The sequence below is a fragment of the Micromonospora sp. NPDC048843 genome (genome assembly GCF_040649965.1).
Lineage (GTDB): Bacteria > Actinomycetota > Actinomycetes > Mycobacteriales > Micromonosporaceae > Micromonospora > Micromonospora hortensis.
This window is the reverse complement of sequence record NZ_JBEZGJ010000055.1, coordinates 1-13,934: the sequence shown is the minus strand read 5'-3', so window position 1 is coordinate 13,934 and position 13,934 is coordinate 1. Positions and strand designations below refer to the sequence as shown.

The 13,934-nt window shown below is 71.0% G+C and carries 16 protein-coding genes; 9 read left to right on the top strand and 7 right to left on the bottom strand.

Annotated features, from left to right (window positions below):
* Positions 1-3 precede the first annotated feature (3 nt).
* The gene (locus tag AB0C20_RS15435; protein WP_357568218.1) at positions 4-651 is read right to left on the bottom strand and encodes a hypothetical protein; all 648 of its coding nucleotides are present in this window, start codon (positions 649-651) and stop codon (positions 4-6) included.
* A 125-nt stretch (positions 652-776) separates the two neighbouring features.
* The gene (locus AB0C20_RS15430) at positions 777-1,958 is read right to left on the bottom strand and encodes a snapalysin family zinc-dependent metalloprotease (protein ID WP_357568217.1); all 1,182 of its coding nucleotides are present in this window, start codon (positions 1,956-1,958) and stop codon (positions 777-779) included.
* A 240-nt stretch (positions 1,959-2,198) separates the two neighbouring features.
* Between AB0C20_RS15430 and AB0C20_RS15425 the strand changes: the two genes are divergently transcribed.
* The gene (locus tag AB0C20_RS15425) at positions 2,199-2,762 is read left to right on the top strand and encodes a hypothetical protein (protein WP_357568216.1); all 564 of its coding nucleotides are present in this window, start codon (positions 2,199-2,201) and stop codon (positions 2,760-2,762) included.
* 102 nt (positions 2,763-2,864) lie between these two features.
* The gene (locus tag AB0C20_RS15420) at positions 2,865-3,584 is read left to right on the top strand and encodes a VOC family protein (RefSeq protein WP_357191487.1); all 720 of its coding nucleotides are present in this window, start codon (positions 2,865-2,867) and stop codon (positions 3,582-3,584) included.
* Here the strand turns inward: AB0C20_RS15420 and AB0C20_RS15415 are convergent.
* The 5 genes from AB0C20_RS15415 to AB0C20_RS15395 form a co-directional block, all read right to left on the bottom strand.
* Positions 3,511-3,858 carry a hypothetical protein gene (locus AB0C20_RS15415; RefSeq protein ID WP_357191485.1) on the bottom strand — a complete coding sequence of 116 codons (348 nt, stop codon included), beginning with the start codon at positions 3,856-3,858 and terminating at the stop codon, positions 3,511-3,513. The genes AB0C20_RS15420 and AB0C20_RS15415 overlap by 74 nt on opposite strands.
* The gene (locus AB0C20_RS15410; RefSeq protein ID WP_357191483.1) at positions 3,855-5,054 is read right to left on the bottom strand and encodes a sigma-70 family RNA polymerase sigma factor; all 1,200 of its coding nucleotides are present in this window, start codon (positions 5,052-5,054) and stop codon (positions 3,855-3,857) included. Before AB0C20_RS15410 ends, AB0C20_RS15415 begins: the two co-directional genes overlap by 4 nt.
* Before the next feature lie 20 nt (positions 5,055-5,074).
* Positions 5,075-5,428 (bottom strand): YciI family protein, encoded by a 354-nt coding sequence (locus tag AB0C20_RS15405; RefSeq protein ID WP_357191480.1) that lies wholly within the window; start codon positions 5,426-5,428, stop codon positions 5,075-5,077.
* Positions 5,429-5,464: 36 nt separating this feature from the next.
* Positions 5,465-5,878, bottom strand: a complete 414-nt coding sequence (locus AB0C20_RS15400; RefSeq protein WP_357191478.1) for a DUF6069 family protein — start codon at positions 5,876-5,878, stop codon at positions 5,465-5,467.
* A gap of 170 nt (positions 5,879-6,048) precedes the next feature.
* A complete protein-coding gene (locus AB0C20_RS15395) occupies positions 6,049-6,405 on the bottom strand; it encodes an L-rhamnose mutarotase (protein WP_357191476.1) in 357 nt (118 codons plus the stop codon).
* A 159-nt stretch (positions 6,406-6,564) separates the two neighbouring features.
* Here AB0C20_RS15395 and AB0C20_RS15390 point away from each other — a divergent pair, with 159 nt between their 5' ends.
* The 7 genes from AB0C20_RS15390 to AB0C20_RS15360 all read left to right on the top strand — a co-directional run bounded on the left by AB0C20_RS15390 (position 6,565) and on the right by AB0C20_RS15360 (position 13,836).
* Positions 6,565-7,245, top strand: coding sequence for a response regulator transcription factor (locus AB0C20_RS15390; RefSeq protein ID WP_357568215.1), 681 nt, complete (start codon positions 6,565-6,567; stop codon positions 7,243-7,245).
* Between the two features lie 12 nt (positions 7,246-7,257).
* Positions 7,258-8,727: a HAMP domain-containing sensor histidine kinase gene (locus AB0C20_RS15385; RefSeq protein WP_357191472.1), complete on the top strand. Its 1,470-nt coding sequence runs from the start codon at positions 7,258-7,260 to the stop codon at positions 8,725-8,727.
* Positions 8,724-9,623 (top strand): Gmad2 immunoglobulin-like domain-containing protein, encoded by a 900-nt coding sequence (locus AB0C20_RS15380; RefSeq protein WP_357568214.1) that lies wholly within the window; start codon positions 8,724-8,726, stop codon positions 9,621-9,623. Before AB0C20_RS15385 ends, AB0C20_RS15380 begins: the two co-directional genes overlap by 4 nt.
* 379 nt (positions 9,624-10,002) lie before the next feature.
* Positions 10,003-10,185 (top strand): hypothetical protein, encoded by a 183-nt coding sequence (locus AB0C20_RS15375; protein WP_203117656.1) that lies wholly within the window; start codon positions 10,003-10,005, stop codon positions 10,183-10,185.
* Positions 10,182-11,528 carry a glycosyltransferase gene (locus AB0C20_RS15370; protein ID WP_357191468.1) on the top strand — a complete coding sequence of 449 codons (1,347 nt, stop codon included), beginning with the start codon at positions 10,182-10,184 and terminating at the stop codon, positions 11,526-11,528. The genes AB0C20_RS15375 and AB0C20_RS15370 overlap by 4 nt, the downstream gene beginning before the upstream one ends.
* A gap of 151 nt (positions 11,529-11,679) precedes the next feature.
* Positions 11,680-12,309, top strand: coding sequence for a TetR/AcrR family transcriptional regulator (locus AB0C20_RS15365; RefSeq protein ID WP_357191466.1), 630 nt, complete (start codon positions 11,680-11,682; stop codon positions 12,307-12,309).
* 33 nt (positions 12,310-12,342) lie between these two features.
* A complete protein-coding gene (locus tag AB0C20_RS15360; protein ID WP_357191464.1) occupies positions 12,343-13,836 on the top strand; it encodes an MFS transporter in 1,494 nt (497 codons plus the stop codon).
* Positions 13,837-13,934: the final 98 nt, after the last annotated feature.

Genomic DNA, 13,934 nt, shown 5'->3' with positions numbered 1-13,934 from the left:
CCCTCAGGTACGCCGACGGCGCTCCTGTTCGAGTCGCTCGTCCTGCCGGCCCATCTCGTAGATGACGTTGAGGCTGGTCGGCAATCGGCTGACGTTGTCCGGCACCGGGCCGGAATCCGGTGCCGGGCCGGAATCCGGTACCGGACCGGGGTCGGGCGCGGCGGCGGGGACCGGCGCCCGGCGGCGCAGGAGCAGCAGTGCCAGCACCCCGAGGACCGCCACGACCAGCAGGTACGACGCGGGCGGCCAAGCATTCCGGGTGGGGTTGGCGAGCGCCGGCGGGGCGTTCGGTGGGGTGTCGCCGTCGCGCCGCGGCACTGCGGCCTCGCGGGTGCCGGTGTCCCCCTCGCCGGGTCGGCGATCGGTGGCTGCGGGTGCGGGGACACCACCGCCCGCCGACCCGGCGGGCTTGGGGACCGCGATGGGTTGCGCCGGACTGGGCCGACCGGTGACCGGTGGCCGACTCGGCGTGGCCGCCCCGGTGGGGGTGTCGCTCGGCGTCGGAGCGGCACTCGGCGTGTCGCCACCGAGCAGCTCGTCGACGATCTGGCCGACGCCGCCGACGATGTCACCGAGCGGACGAGGGGTGGCCGACGGGGACGGCGCGGGCGCCAGGGCGAGGGTCAGCGCGAGAACGACGACGGTAGGCACGACGCCACCTCCGATGTGCCGATATGCCACGCACCGTACCGCATGGTGGGATCGCGTGGGTGACACCGGCACACCGGGGCGGGGGCGCGTTCGACGCTCGCCCCCGCCCGTGATGTCGCTGATGGTCAGACCGGCAGGCCACCCACCTGAGTGGAGATCCACGATCGGATCGACGGCAGGTCGACGTAGATGGACGGGCCGGTGGCGCAGGTGGAGTTGTTGTTTCCGGCCCGACTCGTGGCGCCGATCAGGTTCCACACTCCGTTGACCCGGCGCACCTGCGGACCACCCGAGTCGCCATAGCAGGCGCCGGAGTTGCCGTTGGTGTTGTTGGTGCAGATCTCGTACGGGCCGTTGATGCCGGAGCACCGGCTGTCGGCCACGATTGACGTGTCGAGCTCGTTGGCCACGGCCGGAGCCGAACCGCAGCCCCGCGGGGCGCAGGTCTGACCCCAGCCGATGATCCGGGTGGCGGTGCCGACCGCGCCGGAGGTGCTCGGGATCGGGGCCGGCGCGTACGTGACCGAGCTGGCCAGTTGCAACAGCTTGACGTCGACGCTCGGGTGGTTGACCGCCCGGGTCACCCGCGCCACGGTCCCGCCGCTGGAGCGGTTGATGCTGCCCACCCGCACCGAGGACGGCGTCGAACAGTGCTTGGCGGTGACCGCCCAGTTGCCCTTGATCAGCGTGCCGGTGCAGCCGGAGACGTACACCATGAAGGGGTAGTTTTCCGTGGCCGGCCGGCCACCGACCACCAGCGGGCTGATGTCCGAGTCGCCGTTCCAGGTGTACGTCGTGCTGGCCGGCGCGGCCAGGGAGCCGGCGAACAGCGAGTTCACCCGGCTCGCCTCGGCGGCGCTGGGGTTCGCGTTGCGGCAGGAGACCGGTGCGCTGCTGCCGGACATCAGGTCGGAGCAGAGGCCGGTGCGCCGGTCCGGCAGGCCCAGGATGTGGCCGACTTCGTGGGTGGCGATGCGGGTGCGGTCGTAGCCCTGGTTGACGGCCGTGCGGCCCATCCAGATCCGGCCCGAGCCGAGACCGGTCGGCTGCGCGCGCGGCCAACCTTCGTCGACGTAGATGGTGATGCTGGCCGGAGTGCCGGCCAGGAGTCGGACGTTGCTGACCCGGCTGTTCCAGATCTGCGCCGCCTGGTCGAAGTTGGTGCGGAACTCGCCGGTCCGGCTCGCGTCGTAGTAGACGGTCCGGACGGCGGCGGCCGGCGTGCCGGTGGCGAGCTGTATCCCGGCCGCTGCCAGGATCGCCACCAGCATGGCCAGCGCCGCGCGTCTCAGTTGTCCTCGGAACATCGGGTACTCCCCTGCGGTCGTCCGGCGACCGTCGCCGCCGGTCCATCGATGCACGCCGATATTAATGTGACGGTGGCCGATGTTCGGCATAGCGGAAGCGTCATACCGGCGACGTGCAGGCTGTTACCCAGCGGTTACGTCGCAGCGAAGCTCCCGTGCCGGGGCAGGACGACGGTGACGGCAGCGGGTCACCGGCAGCGCCGCCGCGACGTGACCCCGATGCCGAACGGAGAAACCACAATGAGGATCAGGAGCGCACTGACCGCGTTGGTCGTCGCCCTCGCCGGGCTGGTCGCCAGCGCCAGCGGCAGCACCGCCGCGGGCACCACGACCGGAGCGGCGTACTGCGGGATCACCTGGGGCAGCGCGGAGAAGGCTGCCGGCACACTGAGCGACGCCCCGCTGATGGACGTGCGGACCGGCCGGCACGACTGCTACGACCGGGTCGTGTTCGAGTTCAACGGTCCGGTCGACGGTTACGCGATCGGCTACGGCGAGACGTGGACCGAGGGCGAAGGGCTGGCGCTGTCGCCCTACACCGCCGGCGGGGCGCTGCTGCGGGTCTCGCTGCGGGCCCCGGCGTACGACGACGACCACCTGGGCACCGTGCCCTACGCGGTCGGCGAGCACGTGGCGAATTTGCTGCGCTACCCGACGCTGCGCGACGTGGTGTTCGGCGGCAGCTTCGAGGGCTACAGCACCTTCGCCGTCGGCGTACGGGCGCGGTTGCCGTTCCGGGTGCTCGTGCTCGCCGGTCCCGGCACCCACAGCCGGGTGGTGCTCGACGTCGCCCACACGTGGTGAGCTAGGCGGAGAGCCGATCGTCATCAGCCGTTTGGGCGGGCATGGGCGATGATCGGCTTTTTCCATGTGCGACGGGCACGTCGTGACGTCTAGGAAGGACCCATGACCAACGAGGTGACCGTTCCCCTGCTGCCCTGCGCGTCCATCGACGACATCGTCACCTTCTACGAGGTTCTCGGCTTCCACACCACGCACCAGCAGCGCAAGCCCAACCCGTACGTGGCGTTGCGCCGCGAGGATCTGCATCTGCACTTCTTCGAGATCGCCGGTTTCGACCCCGAGCAGTCCTACGGCTCCTGCCTGGTGCTCACATCGGACATCGCGGGGCTGCACCGGGCATTCGCTGCGGGAATGCGATCCTCGTACGGCAAGGTGCTGGTGTCCGGGACACCACGGATGACGCGTCCCCGTACACGACGAAACTACGACGGCCTGGGCGGGTTCAGCGTCATCGACCCGGGCGGCAACTGGATCCGCGTGGTCCAGAATGTCGCCACCACGCCAACGGTGGCGACGGTGCCTCCCGGGCGACTCGCGAAAGCCCTGGCGAACGCCGTGGTGCAGGGTGATTCCAGGGGTGACATCGGGCAGGCCGTCCGCATCCTCGACAGCGCCCTCGCCCGCCCGCAATCCGATGACGACCCGGTCGCACAGGTAGAAGTCCTCGTCTACCGCGCCGAACTGGCACTGGTCCTTCGCGACCAGGAGACGGCACGGGAAATGCTGGCCCGCGCAGACGCCGTCGTGCTCAGTGCCGACGAGGCTCAGCGGGCGGCGCCGACGTTCGAAGCCGCGGCCGACCTCTCGGCGGCGATGCGGTAGGCCGAGGGGAATACGACCGGCGGCGCGCGCGAACGGCTGGTTCGGTCACCCAGGCGTCGCGGACCTCGGACTCCTCGGTGCTCGCGGCCAGCATCTGCGCGAACACCCGGTACGTGTTGGCCCCGAAGACCATGCGCTGCTCCGCGCCGTAGACGGACAGGCGGTGCGCGAGCAGTTCGGGGCCCTGCTTTCCCCAGTAGCCGCCCCAGTTGCCGCTTGTGGTGCCGAAGCCGTCGAGGCTGGAAAAGACGTCGACGGTGTAGGTGGCTGTCATGATGCTCTCCGTTCACTGGTGAGTTCGGTACGACGGGTCTCCAGGTAGGCCCGCTCGGTCGCGTTGGTGGCCAGTGCCGCGGCCTGGTCGTAGGCGGCTCGGGCCTCGTCGTCCCGTCCGAGCCGAGCGAGCAGTTCGGCCCGGGTGGCGGGCAGCCGGTGATAGCCCGGAAGGTCGATCCCCTCCAACACGGCGAGAGCCACCGCCGGCCCGTGCACCTCGGCGACGGCGACCGCACGGTTGAGCGCCACGACCGGGGTCGGCGCGAGCGCGAGGAGCTGGTCGTACAGTGCCAGGACCTGCTGCCAGTCGGTGGCGGCGCCGTCGGTGTGCACAGCGCTGATCGCGGCCTGGATCTGGTACGGGCCGGGCCGGTTGCGGCGCAGGCATCGTCGGACCAGGTCGTGGCCCTCGGCGATGAGCGACCGGTTCCACAGTGACCGGTCCTGGTCGGCAAGCAGCACCAGGTCTCCGGTCGGGCCGAGCCGGGCCGGGCGGCGCGCCTCGGTCAGCAACAGTAGGGCGAGCAGGCCCAGGACCTCGGGCTCGTCGGGCATCAACGCGGCGAGTTCGCGGGCCAGCCGGATCGCCTCGGCGCACAGGTCCGTTCTGATCAACGGGCCGGCGGTGGACGCGTAGCCCTCGTTGAACATCAGGTAGAGCACCGCGAGGACGGGCGGCAGCCGGTCCGGCAGCTCATGTTCGGCGGGCACCCGGTACGGGATGGCGGCGTCGCGGATCTTTCTCTTGGCGCGCACGATCCGCTGGGCGACGGTCGCCTCCTGGACCAGGTAGGCCCGGGCGATCTCCGGTACGTCGAGGCCGCCCAGCAGGCGCAGGGTGAGCGCCGTCCGCGCCTCCGGGGCCAGTGCCGGGTGACAGCAGGTGAAGATGAGTCGCAGCTGGTCGTCCCGCACCGGTCCCACCTCCGAGGGCTCATCCTGGTGATACAGCAGCAGTGCCTGGGCGTGCCGGGCCTCGCGGGTCGACTCCCGGCGAAGCCGGTCCACTGCACGGTTGCGTGCGGTGGTCACGATCCAGGCACCCGGGTTCGGCGGCAGTGTCTGCCACTTCTGCAGCGCCGTGGTGAAGGCGTCCTGGACTGCCTCCTCGGCGAGGTTGATGTCACCGAGGAGGCGGGCCAGGGTGGCGACGCAGCGGCCGTACTCCGCGCGGTAGATGCTCGCCAGGTCCACGTCGGGAGACCGGCTGCCGGTCAGGCCTGGGACAGGTCGTCGAAGGGGCGCACCTCGACCGGGCCGCAGGCCGCCGCGCACCTCTCGGCCCAGGCCAGCGCCGCGTCCAGGTCGGCGCACCTGATGACCCAGAACCCGGCGATGTGCTCCTTCGTCTCGGCGAACGGCCCGTCGCTCACGGCGGTGGTGCCGTTCTCGACCCGGACGACGGTGGCGCTGTCCGGTGACGAGAGTCCCCCGCCGAAGACCCACGCGCCCGCGGCCTGCATGTCGTCGTTGATCCGGCCGGTCTCCCTGAACATGGTCTGCGTCTCCTCGTCGGACGGCGTCGGCGCGCCCTCGACGAAGTGCACTGACAGCAGGTACTGCTTCATGACGATCCTCCGGTAGCTCGGTGGGATGGGAACAGGTCAGGCAGCCAGGCGGCGCGCGACGGCGGGGATCACGATCGCGGCCGCGACCAGGTGGGTGAGCATCAGCAGCGCCTTGGTGGCAACCCCGGCGTCGGCGATCACGTCCGGCACCAGGGACAGGACCGTCAGCACCACCGTCGTACGGACGAAGGTGAGCCGGGGGCGCCTGGCGAAACGCGCCAGCGCCGCGGCAATGATCACGCCGAGCAGCGAGAAGACGGCGGTCAGCACGCCGAACCCCGTCACGGGGATCGGGGCGTCGCCCAGCTCGAGGCTGATCCCGGCCAGGTGTCCGACGGCGGCGACGGCCATGGTGGCGATGCTCGCCGCGGCAGTGGCGGCGACACCGGTCCGGATCAGCGCACCAACGTTCGACGTGGTGGCGCGGGTCGTGTTCGCAGTGGCGGTCATCGTGCCCTCCAGTGGGTGTGCGGCCCGGTGCGATGCCGGGCTCTCACCAGGGCTACGAACGGACCGGATCCCAATCGACAGCACGACCAAAGTTTTTGTCGAAGACTTTCGACCCTGCCGCCGCTCGACCTGGATGGTCGGGACCGGCCGGCCCCGACCATCCGTGTCAGCTAGCTGCCGGAACCCTGCTGGATCGGGTCGGGTGCCGGCCCGACCGCCTCGTCGGCCAAGTGCCAGACCTCGCGCATCGGGGCCCAGAAGTCCCCCGAGCCGGGCTCGGCGATCGACTCCTGACACGGGTCGGTCAGCTTCCACCACTCCTGCGTCTGCGGGTCCGCCGCGATCAGCCGCAGGTCGGCCTCGTAGTCGTCGCCCACGTACTCGTAGTAGCCGAAGAGCAGATCGTCGTGGAGGAAGATGGTGTAGTTGCGGAAGTTCGCCTCGCGCAGCGTCTTCTCCACGCTCGGCCAGACGGCGGCATGCAACCGCAGGTAGGTCTCCCGCTGCTCGGGGCGGAGTCGGATCACGCAGCCATGACGTTTCACGTCGTGCCCTTTCGTGTGAGCTGGTTCAGGGGTGCCGAAGGAAGGTAGCGGTTGAGCGGTGCCCGGAGGGGGCCAGCCGGCCGCCGATGTCGGCCGTTTCGCCAGGACTACGCACCGTGGCGTCGGGTCTACCCTCGGGTGATGGAGGGCCGCGTGTTGGTGGTCGAGGACGACTTCTCTATCCGGGAGGTCACCGCCCTCGGTCTGCGCCGTGCCGGCTTCCGGGTCGACACCGCTGTCGACGGACGGCAGGCTCTGGCCGCGTTCCGCGCCCACCCGGTCGACCTCATCGTGCTCGACATCATGCTGCCGGGCCTGGACGGTCTGGAGGTCTGCCGGGAGATCCGGCGAACCAGCCAGGTGCCGATCCTGATGCTGACCGCGCGCACCGACACCATCGACGTGGTGGTCGGGCTCGAGTGCGGCGCGGACGACTATCTGCGCAAGCCCTTCGACCTGCCCGAGCTGGTGGCCCGGGTCCGCTCGGTGCTGCGCCGGGTGAGCGTGCCGGCCCCCTCGACCGTCATCGAGGTCGGCGGCCTGGAGATCGACCCGGGCGGCTTCGTGGTCCGCCGACACGGCCGGGAGGTGGCGCTCACCACCACCGAGTTCCGCCTGTTGCTGGAGCTGGCCCGCCGGCCCGGTCAGGTCTTCACCCGGGAGTTGCTGCTGGACCTGGTCTGGAACCACGACTTCCTCGGCGACTCCCGACTGGTCGACGTGGCGGTGCAGCGGCTACGCGCCAAGGTCGAGGACGACCCGGCGCAGCCACTGCTGATCCGGACCGTGCGCGGTGCCGGCTACAAGCTGTCGATGGGCTGACGGGGAGCGGCGATGGCCGGGCGCGCGGTGTTCCCCGGGCGCCTGCGGCGCCGGCTGACGATCGCGTTCGTCCTGGTCGCCGGCGTCTCGGCCGGGCTGCTCGCCGGCGGGACCGGCCTGCTGCTGCGGCAGTCCTGGCTGGACGCGTCGCTGCACGAGGCCGCCGCCGACGCCCGCTACCAACTCGTTCTCGCTGGGCAGTTCCTGCCACTGACCGAGCAGCGCAGCACCGAACTGCTCACCAGCTTCGAGGCCAGCGGTCGGCACGTGCTGCTCGTCGACGGCTCGACCCGCGCCTCGCACCCCGCGTACGCCCCGGTGCTGGGCACCCGGTTGCGGGCCGTCGTCGCGGACGGGCGGCTCGGTTATCAGCGCTCCGCGCCGGCAGAGCGTCCTCGGCTGCTGGTGATCGGTGGGCGCATTCCCGGCTCGACCGCCGAGTTGTACGTCCTGAAAGCGGAGGACGACGTCGCCACCGACCTCGGTCAGCTACGCACCGCGCTGGTGGCCGGCTGGGCGCTCGTGGTGTTGCTCGCCGCCGCGGTGGGTCACGCGTTGGCCCGCCGCACGTTGGAGCCGGTGGGCCGGGCCAGCCGGGCCGCCCGAGCACTCACCGAGGGCCTGCTCGCCACTCGCCTGCCGGTACGCGGGCGCGACGAGTTCAGCGTCTGGGCGGCGACGTTCAACGAGATGGCCGAGGCCCTGGAGTCGAAGATCGCGGCGCTGTCGGCCGCGCAGGCCCGCGAGCGGCGGTTCACCGCCGACGTCGCACACGAGCTGCGTACCCCGGTGACCGCGTTGGTGGCCGCGGCGTCGCTGCTGCGCGAGCACCTCGACCAGCTGCCCGACGACGCCCGGCCGGCGGCCCGGCTGCTGGTCGGCGACGTGGTCCGGCTGCGCCGGTTGGTCGAGGATCTGATGGAGATCTCCCGGCTGGACGCCGGACGGGAGCAGTTGGCCGTCGGGCCGGTCGACGCGTTGGCGCTGCTGCACGGCATCGTCGCGGCGCGCGGCTGGTCGCCGCGGGTGCGGGTCACCGGTGATCCGGTCACGGCGCGCACCGACAGGCGTCGGCTGGAGCGCGTGCTGGCCAACCTGGTCGCCAACGCGGTCGAGCACGGCGGTGGCGAGATCACGGCCAGCGTGGCAGGGGCGGACACCCTGGTCGTCTTCGAGGTCACCGACGAGGGGCCGGGTATCCCGGCCGAGCACCTGCCCCGCGTGTTCGACCGGTTCCACCAGGTCGATCCGTCCCGCTCCGCGCCGGGCAGCGGGCTCGGGCTGGCCATCGCCAGGGAGCACGCCGAGCTGCTCGGCGGCGCGCTGAGCGTGCGCAGCGAACCGGGCGAGGGCACCCGGTTCCGGCTGGAGTTGCCCACCGCCGGTCCCGCCGGCCCGCACGGTGACGTGCCGCTCGCGCACGACAGTGCTCACCCGGGTTCGGTTGGGCGTACCGCAGGCACGCCGGGCGGTGTGGGATGACCGGCCGCGGCGCGGTCGGGCTGGGCGCATCGGCGCTGGTCGCGACGCTCCTGCTCGGCGGCTGCGGCACTCCCCGCTCCGGTGACCTCGGCCCGGCGCCCACCGCGCCGCGGCCGAGCGTCGCACCCACCGACCGCGCGGAACCCACAGCGACCCGGGCCGCGGCACCGACGCCACCGCCCACGAACCGGCCGCCGGGTCCGTCGACGTCGGCGTCCACCGGCACGCGCCGGCCGGACCCGGTGACCGTCGAGCTGTGGTACGTCCGCGCCGGGCTGCTCGTGCCGACCCGGCGCACCCGGCCGGCCACCGTCGCGACGTCCCGGCTCGCGCTGACCGAACTGGCCGCCGGGCCGAGCCCGGCCGAGGCCGCCACCGGGATGATCACCCTGCTTCCGGCCGGCGTCGAGGTCACCCGCATCGCCGACGGCGTGGCGACGCTGCGGGTACCGTCCGTCGGTGACCCGGCCACCCGGCGACTGCGCGAGGCGCAAGTGGTGTGGACGCTCACCCAGTTCCCCAGCGTGCGTCAGGTCCGCCTCGACGGCGCGGCCCCTGTCGACCGGGCGGACTTCGCTGACCTGCTGCCACTGATCGTGGTCACCGGCCCGATCCCCGGCGAGCGCGTCTCCGCCCCGCTCGTCGTCACCGGCACCGCCACCGTGTTCGAGGCCACTGTGAGCGTTCGGATGCTGGACGCCGCCGGCCGGGAGGTGGCCACCGGTTTCGGCACCGCCAGTTGCGGCAGCGGCTGCCGGGGCGGCTACCGCGTCGTGGTCGGCTGGCGCACGGACCGCGAGCAGAAGGGCACCGTCGAGGTGTACGAGGTGTCCGCCGAGAACGGCGAGCGGATCAACACGATGGCAGTGCCGGTGGTCCTCGCACCCCGCGGCTGACCGCCTCGCGCCAGCGGGTGTTAACCCGATGCGTCAACGATTTGTCGACGGCGACGTGCGGGCCTGACGTCTACCCGACAGCGCAGATCCTCGTCGGCATTCCCCGGGCTGGCGCGGCCAGGCGGTGAAAGCGCAGGCCACACGCCGTGGAGCCGGTGAGGACGTCTGCGACACGCCGGCAGTGGGAAGGTTCGTCGGGCTTGGCCGGACGACAGTTCACGTGACTTTCGAGATTGACCTGGGCAGACATGTTTGCCAACGTGAGCGCGTCATTGCGCAGAGTCATATTCGCTGTTCAGCCCCGTGCCGGCCGGGCCACATTGGAGTCGTACCGGTCGCCGCGACAGCCTCACCATCCCTCACAGAGCGGAGATACATCATGTCCGGTGGCAGCCTTCCCCGTACCGGTATGGGCGTCGTCACGATCGGCGGCGCGGCCGGTATCGGCAGCTATGCCCTCCCCCTGCCGCTCACCATCGCCCTCACCGGAGCGACCGCCGTCCTCGTCGGCTTCATCATGATCCGGATGACGTTCCGTCGTAAGCAGTCGGTCGGCCAGTGACCGCGAGCGTCACCACGGGTCGTGTCCTGTTCGCCGCGGCGGTCGTCCTGGCCGCCGCGGCGGCGTGGACCGCCCATCACGTCCTCGCCGTGATCGGCGCCATCGACGGAGGCGGTCATCGCTTCACCTTCGCGTACGCCGCCATGTTTCTGCTGCTGATCTGGCAACTCGGCACCTCCTATCTGGAGAGGCCCGCAGTGGTCACCGACCGGATGCAGGGGCACCTCGACGGTCTGCACGTGGTGGGCATCGTGCCGGCGTACAACGAGGATCCGGGCGCGCTGCGGGCCTGCCTCGAATCCATGATCTTCCAAACACGCAAACCAAACACCATCTACGTGGTGGACGACGGGTCGAAGCTGACCGAGGGCTACCAGCCGATCAAGCGGTGGTTCCTCGACGTCGCCCCCGTACACGGGATCATCGCCGCCTGGCACATCCAACCCAACGCCGGGAAACGGCACGCCCAGGCCGCCGCGGTGCGGTCGACACCGGCAGCCGACGTCTACTGGACCGTGGACTCGGACACCATCTCGGACCCGAACGCCCTCGATGAGTTGTTGAAGCCCTTCGCCGATCCGGCGGTGCAGTCCGTCGCGGGGGTGGTGATGGCCGCGAATGTGCGCAGCAGCTTCCTCACCCGGTTCACCGACCTGTGGCTGGTGACCGGGCAGCTCACCGACCGGTCGTCGCTGTCGGTGTTCGGGTGCGTGTGGGTGAACTCGGGCCCGATCGCCGCCTACCGCGCGGAGGTCGTTCGCGACAACCTCGGCGCGTATCTGACGGAGACGTTCTTCGGTCAACGGGTGCCCTTCTCCGACGACTCCCTCCTCACTCTCTTCGCGATGGTCCGGGGACGTACCGTGCAGCAGCCGTCGGCGTTCGCGTTCTCCCTCATGCCGGAGAACGCCGGGCACTTCTGCCGGATGTTCCTGCGCTGGATGCGCGGCAGCTTCATCAGGACCTGGTGGCGGGTCCGGTACCTGTCGTTGCGGTCGATCGCGTGGTGGCTGCATCTGCTGCGCTGGGCGGCAACCGTGGTCGCGACTGTGCTGTTCGTGGCGGTGGCGATCCTGTCGCCGATCATCGACCCCGATCCGCGGGCGATTCCGTGGCTGGTGGCTGTGCCGTTGATCGTCGGGTACGGGCAGGCGCTCCGCTACATGACGGTGCGACGATCGGACCAGTCGACGGCCTACCAGTGGGGCACCTGGCTCCTCACGCCCGTCGCTGTGGTGTTCGCCCTGGTCGTGCTGCGAGCGATCCGCTGGTACGGCGTCGCCACCTGCTGGCGCACCGGCTGGGGCACCCGCAAGAAGGTGGAAGTGGCGCTGGCTTCCTGACTACCCGATCCGTGCTGATCCTGACACCCGGGTCGACTCCACGTGAAACGTGACCGTTTCGCCGGCTGGATGCGAGGCAACTCACGAAAACCTGCACGATCAGCCAACCGCGAACTAGTGTCAGTACGACATCGTTTCGCGGGGGGTCGGAATGCTGGGTGGTCAGCAGGTGGGCGCGGGTGCCGGGGTGCCGGCAGCCCGGGCCCCGCGCTGCACCGACAGCGACCTCTTCACCGTCGTCATCGACACCCTGCGCGAGGTCGGCTTCGACCGGATGACCATCGACGCCGTCGCCGCCCGCGCCCACGTCAGCAAGGCCACCATCTACCGACGCTGGGACGGCAAGGCCGAGCTGGTCGTCGCCGCCCTGCGCGACCGGCACGTGGGTGTCCACAACCCGCCCGACACCGGCACCCTGCGCGGGGACCTGATCGAGTTGCTGAAGGCCACGGCCGCGATCTGCACTGCCGACTGCGACCTCATGCAGGCGTTGACCTTCGCCATGCGGACCAACCCCGAGCTGGAACGCCTGGTGCGTCACCAGGTGCTGCCGGCCGGGCGGGTGGCAAGCACCGCCATCCTGGTCCGGGCCGCCGCCCGCGGGGAGATCCCGCCGGAGGCCGGCGAGCGGGAGCTGTTCCACGACCTGGCGCCCGCACTGACCATGTCCCGCATCGTCGCGCACGGCCTACCCGCCGATGACGCGTTCCTCACCCAGGTCGTCGACCAGGTGCTGATCCCGGTACTCCGCTATCAGCACGACCGTCCGTCGCCGGCCTGATTCACCGATATTCGCAACACGGAAGGCTTCACCATGCCCGGAACCACCTCGACCGCGCCCGGCGCGCCCAACGCCGGGGCGTCGACAGGCGCACCGCACCCGCGGCGCTGGATCGCGCTGGCGGTCATCGCGGTCTCACAGCTGATGGTCGTTTTGGACGCCACGATCGTGAACATCGCGCTGCCGCAGGCCCAGGCCGACCTGGGGATCACCGACGCGAACCGGCAGTGGGTGATCACCGCCTACACGCTGGCCTTCGGTGGTCTGCTGCTGCTCGGCGGTCGCATCGCCGACTACTGGGGGCGCAAGCGCACCTTCCTGGTCGGCATGACCGGTTTCGCGCTCGCCTCCGCCCTGGGCGGTCTGGCCACCACCGGTGAGATGCTCTTCGCCGCCCGCGCGTTGCAGGGCGCCTTCGGCGCGCTGCTCGCCCCGGCCGCTCTGGCGCTGCTCACCGTCCTGTTCACCGAGGCCACCGAGCGGGCCAAGGCCTTCGCGGTGTACGGCGCGATCGCCGGCGGTGGGTCCGCGGTCGGCCTGCTGCTCGGCGGGGTGCTCACCGAGTACGCCGACTGGCGCTGGTGCCTGCTGGTCAACATCCCGGTCGCCGCCATCGCCATCGCGTTCGCGCTGCCGCTGGTGCCGGAGAGCCGGGCCCACGGCAACACCCGCTACGACGTGCCCGGGGCGATCGTGGTGACCGCCGGCCTGGTTTCCCTGGTCTACGGCTTCACCAAGGCCGCCGAGGACGGCTGGGACGCCACAGCGACGCTCGGTTTCATCGGCGCGGGCGTGGTGCTGCTCGCCGCCTTCGTGGTGATCGAGCTGCGCTCCAGCCACCCGCTGCTGCCACTGCGGATCCTGCTGGACCGCAACCGGGGTGGAGCGTTCCTCACCTCGACGCTGATCGGCGCCGGCCTGTTCGGGGCGTTCCTCTTCCTGACCTTCTACTTCCAGGTGGTGTTGCAGTACAAGCCCCTCGAAGCCGGTCTCGCGTCCCTGCCTGTCACCGCCGGTGTGCTGATCGCCGCGGGTGGTGCCAGCCAGCTGATGCCCCGGCTGGGTGCCAAACCGCTGATGGTCGCCGGTTCGGTGCTCGCCGCCCTGGGCATGCTGGTGCTGACCCAGATCGACGTGGACACCTCGTTCCTCACCCACCTGCTGCCCGCGCAGGTCGTCCTGGGCCTGGGGCTGGGCTTCACCTTCGTCCCACTGTCCAGCCTCGCCCTGGTCGGGGTGCCGGAGCACGACGCTGGCGCGGCCAGCGCGACGCTCAACGCCACCCAGCAGATCGGTGGCTCGCTCGGCACCGCCCTGCTGAACACCTTCTACACCAGCGCGGTCGCCGCCTATCTGGTCGGCCGGGCGCCGAACCCGGTCAACCAGGTCGAGGCGCTGGTGCACGGCTACCGGGTGGCCTTCGCCTGGGGCGCTGCGCTGATCGTGCTCGCCGGACTGGCCACCCTGGTCCTGGTGAAGGTCCGCAAGGAGGACATCCCGACCGGCAACACCGTGCACATGGGCTGAGCCTGACCGACGTGGCCGCCGGCCGGCCCGCCCCGACACCGGGGTCTACCCCCGCGAGTGGCAGCCCCGAGGGCCGGTACCCGACCCGGTGCGCACCA